The following is a 4,115-nucleotide window of genomic DNA, read 5'->3' on the forward strand; positions in this document are numbered from 1 at the left end:
CCTATGAAAGTTCATAAACTTTATGAAACTGATTTTGAAAGAAAAGAAAAAGCGATTGATATTTTAAATCGAGTAGGTTTATCTGAAGATTATTTTAATAGATACCCTCATGAGTTTTCTGGTGGACAACGTCAGCGTATTGGAATTGCTAGAACCATTGCATTACAACCAAAATTAATAGTTTGTGATGAATCGGTTTCGGCTCTGGATATATCTGTTCAAGCTCAAGTTTTAAATTTGCTAAATGAACTAAAAGAAGATTTTGGTTTTACCTATATATTTATATCTCACGACCTGGCTGTTGTTAAATATATGTCAGACCAATTGTTGGTTATGAATCAAGGTAAAATTGAAGAATTAGATGATGCTGACACCATCTATAATAGCCCGAAAAAAGAATACACAAAAAAGCTAATTCATGCTATACCCAAAGGGTTATAGCATGAATATCTTTTTTGTTAAATAAACCAAGCTTTTAAAAAACTGTAAATTCTGTTTTACAGTTTCTTTGAATTTGCTTTCGTTATCTGTAGGTAATTCAGGTAGATTTGTTGCAATACTCATCGGTTATTAAGTTTATGGTAGATTTGGGGAAATCTATATTGTTTGGTTTTTTTGGGGACTGCTAATATAGCATACATTTTCAATACATTCGTTAAAAAACATAAAAAATCGATAAAACGCAATTTAATTTAACATTTTATCGATTTTTCATACAATAGTAATTGCGTATTTTTCTAAATATCCATCTCAGGGATATTACCTTCAATAATTAATGTGCCTTCTGTAGCATTTTTAATTTCTTCTACTGAAACTCCTGGTGCCCGTTCTAATAAATTGAAACCTTTTTGTGTTATTTCAATAACTGCCAAATTAGTAACTATTCGTTTTACACATCCAACACCAGTTAAAGGCAAACTACATTTTTTTAAGAGTTTAGATTCCCCATGTTTATTAGTGTGCATCATGGCAACAATAATATTTTCTGCACTTGCAACTAAATCCATAGCACCACCCATACCTTTTACCATACGCCCAGGGATTTTCCAATTGGCTATATCGCCATTTTCAGACACTTCCATAGCACCTAATATGGTTAAATCAACATGTTTGCCTCGTATCATTGAAAAACTTAATGCAGAATCAAAAAAACTTGCTCCTGGCAAAGTAGTTATGGTTTGCTTTCCAGCGTTAATTACGTCAGCATCCTCTTCACCTTCAAAAGGAAAAGGACCCATGCCTAAAACGCCGTTTTCACTTTGAAATTCAACCTCAATATCATTTCTAACATAATTAGCCACAAGCGTAGGAATACCAATTCCAAGATTTACATAATATCCATCTTGAACTTCTTTAGCTATGCGTTTTGCTATACCGTTTTTGTCTAACATCTGTTAAAGTTATAAGTTAATAAGTATTTAAAGTTTTAAGTTACTCACCTAATTTTAGGTTTAACTTTAGTGCACTTTAGGCGCTTTTAACTTGAAGTACTTTTTGGTCTCACCGTTCGTTGTTCAATTCGTTTTTCATAAACTTTTCCTTGAAAAATACGTTGTACAAATATCCCTGGAATATGAATTTGGTTCGGGTCTAATTCACCTAAAGGAACCATTTGTTCAACCTCAGCAACTGTAATTTTTGCGGCACCGCACATATTAGGATTAAAGTTTCTGGCTGTACCTTTAAAAATTAGGTTTCCGGCTGCATCACCTTTCCAAGCTTTCACGAAAGCAAAATCCGCTTTAAAAGCATGCTCTAAAACGTACATTTTTCCATCAAACTCTCTTGTTTCCTTGCCTTCTGCAACTTCAGTTCCAAAGCCTGCCGGTGTATATATTGCAGGAAAACCTGCTTGAGCGGCTCTACAACGTTCTGCTAAAGTACCCTGAGGAATCAACTCAACATCTAACTCTCCCGAAAGCATTTGTCGCTCAAACTCATCATTCTCACCAACGTATGACGATACCATTTTTTTTATTTGCTTTTTTTGAAGTAATAACCCTAATCCGAAATTATCAACCCCTGCATTATTTGAAATACAGGTTAGTCCATTTACACCAAGTTTAACCAATTCAGCTATGGCATTTTCAGGAATTCCGCTTAGGCCAAAACCTCCAAACATAAAAGTCATGTTGTTTGAAACGCCTTTTAATGCTGCTTGAACATCAGCCACTTTTTTGTTAATCATTATTATTCAGTTTTTGCATTTGAACCTATTTTCAGTTTTTGATTTTAACTAGAAATAAGTTTATTAAAATTACGAATTATTGAAGGATATGCCTAAATTTTTGAGAAATAAAAAACCATTCCTTCTGGAATGGTTTTTAAATTTTATCACCAAATTTTAATACTACCCGAAATCTAAATCATCAGGTGTATCTTCTTCAGTTTCTTCTTCCGAATCCGAAGTACTTGTTTGCTCTGAACAAGATACATTGATAGATAAATTATCTGGAGCTACAAAATCTTCCTTTGATATGTCTAATTCTTCATCCGCATAACAGCTCTTCATATACAATCCCCAAATTGGTAATGACATGGCTGCACCTTGACCGTAAGTAATGGTAGGGAAATGAACAGCTCTATCTTCAGCTCCAACCCAAACGCCCGTAACTAAATTTGGCACCATTCCCATAAACCATCCATCACTTTGGTTTTGGGTTGTACCTGTTTTTCCAGCAATAGGATTAGTAAGTTCATAAGGATAACCTGTAATAACCTCCTTGTATTCAGGTATATTTTTAGCCCAACTGTGTCTTAATCTTGCACCTGAGCCAACTTGGGTTACACCTTCCATTAGTTTAACAGCTACATAGGCAGTTTCTTCACTTAAAACGTCTCGTGTTTTTGGTTTAAATTGATATAAAATAGTTCCGTTTTTATCTTCAATACTTGTTACCATAACAGGTTTTGTATATACCCCGTGGTTAGCAAAGGCTGAATAGGCCCCAACCATTTCATAAACACTAATATCTGGTGTTCCTAAAGCTATAGAAGGTACTGGAAGCATTTCAGATTCTATCCCTAACTTTTTCGCTAAATCAACAACCGTTTGTGGACCCACTTTATCTATTAATTGTGCGGTAACTGTATTTACAGAATTGGCTAAAGCATTCTTTAAAGTGCGTGTTCCTCCATAATTATTGCCAGAATTTTTTGGACACCATTCTTCAGGGTTTCCGTATTTATTAGCCTCTATACAATAGGGTACATCTGGAAACACGTCGCATGGAGAATAGTGCAATTGATCGATAGCCGCAGTATAAACAAAAGGTTTGAATGTAGACCCTATTTGACGTTTACCTTGTTTTACCATATCATATTGAAAATGCCTGTAATTAATACCACCAACCCATGCTTTTACATGGCCAGTTTGTGGATTCATAGACATCATGCCTGTTCTTAAAAACGACTTATAATAGCGTATAGAGTCAATAGGTTTCATTAGCGTATCAACCTCAGACGCATTGCCATCTTTCCATTCAAAAACAGTCATTTTTGTTGCCTTTTCAAACGAGTCTTTTATTTCTTTATCCGATTTTTTTAAATCATATTTCATATGCCTCCAACGTTCTGATTGTTTCATCGAGCGGCTTAAAAGTGCCTCAATCTCCTCTTTTTCAAGTTCTAAAAACGGAGCTGTTGGATTTCTTTTTGGCGTATTTTGATGAAAAAACTCAGCTTGCAACCTTGACATATGGTCTTGAACTGCCTTTTCAGCATAAGTTTGCATGCGCGAATCAATAGTAGTATATATTTTCAATCCGTCATTATATAAGTTCCATTTTGAACCGTCTGGTTTAGGATTATCATTTATCCATTCTTTCATAAAACCATCTAAATACCCTCTAAAATAAGTAGCTATTCCTTCGCGATGAGATTCTGGAGAATAATTTAAATCTAGCTCAGTTTTTTGTAATGAATCTTTAATAGTCTGATTAATGAATCCATATTTTCCCATTTGAGCTAATACCACGTTTCGTCTATTCTTAACTCCAACTGGGTTTCTATGTGGTCGTGGGTTATAAAAAGAAGAATTTTGGCACATTCCCACCAACATGGCAGATTCTTTAATGTTTAAATCTTTTGGTTCTTTTCCGAAATAAATTCTTGAA

At 34.4% G+C, this 4,115-nt stretch carries 4 protein-coding genes; 1 reads left to right on the forward strand and 3 read right to left on the reverse strand.

Going from position 1 to position 4,115, the window contains the following annotated elements:
- Positions 1–441 (forward strand): ATP-binding cassette domain-containing protein (locus WBN21_RS16495; RefSeq protein WP_424202223.1); only part of this gene is annotated, 441 nt, incomplete at its 5' end.
- Positions 442–737: 296 nt separating this feature from the next.
- On the opposite strand, the gene WBN21_RS16500 is transcribed toward WBN21_RS16495, so the two are convergent.
- The 3 genes from WBN21_RS16500 to WBN21_RS16510 all read right to left on the reverse strand — a co-directional run.
- Complete coding sequence (locus WBN21_RS16500; RefSeq protein ID WP_424202225.1) at positions 738–1,391, reverse strand: CoA transferase subunit B; 654 nt, start codon at positions 1,389–1,391, stop codon at positions 738–740.
- Between the two features lie 86 nt (positions 1,392–1,477).
- On the reverse strand, positions 1,478–2,188 hold the full coding sequence (locus WBN21_RS16505; RefSeq protein ID WP_424202227.1) for a CoA transferase subunit A: 711 nt from the start codon (positions 2,186–2,188) through the stop codon (positions 1,478–1,480).
- Between the two features lie 162 nt (positions 2,189–2,350).
- On the reverse strand, positions 2,351–4,115 hold a 1,765-nt coding region (locus WBN21_RS16510), incomplete at its 5' end, for a penicillin-binding transpeptidase domain-containing protein (RefSeq protein ID WP_424202229.1).

It is taken from the genome of Algibacter sp. (assembly GCF_049667265.1).
Lineage (GTDB): Bacteria > Bacteroidota > Bacteroidia > Flavobacteriales > Flavobacteriaceae > Algibacter_B.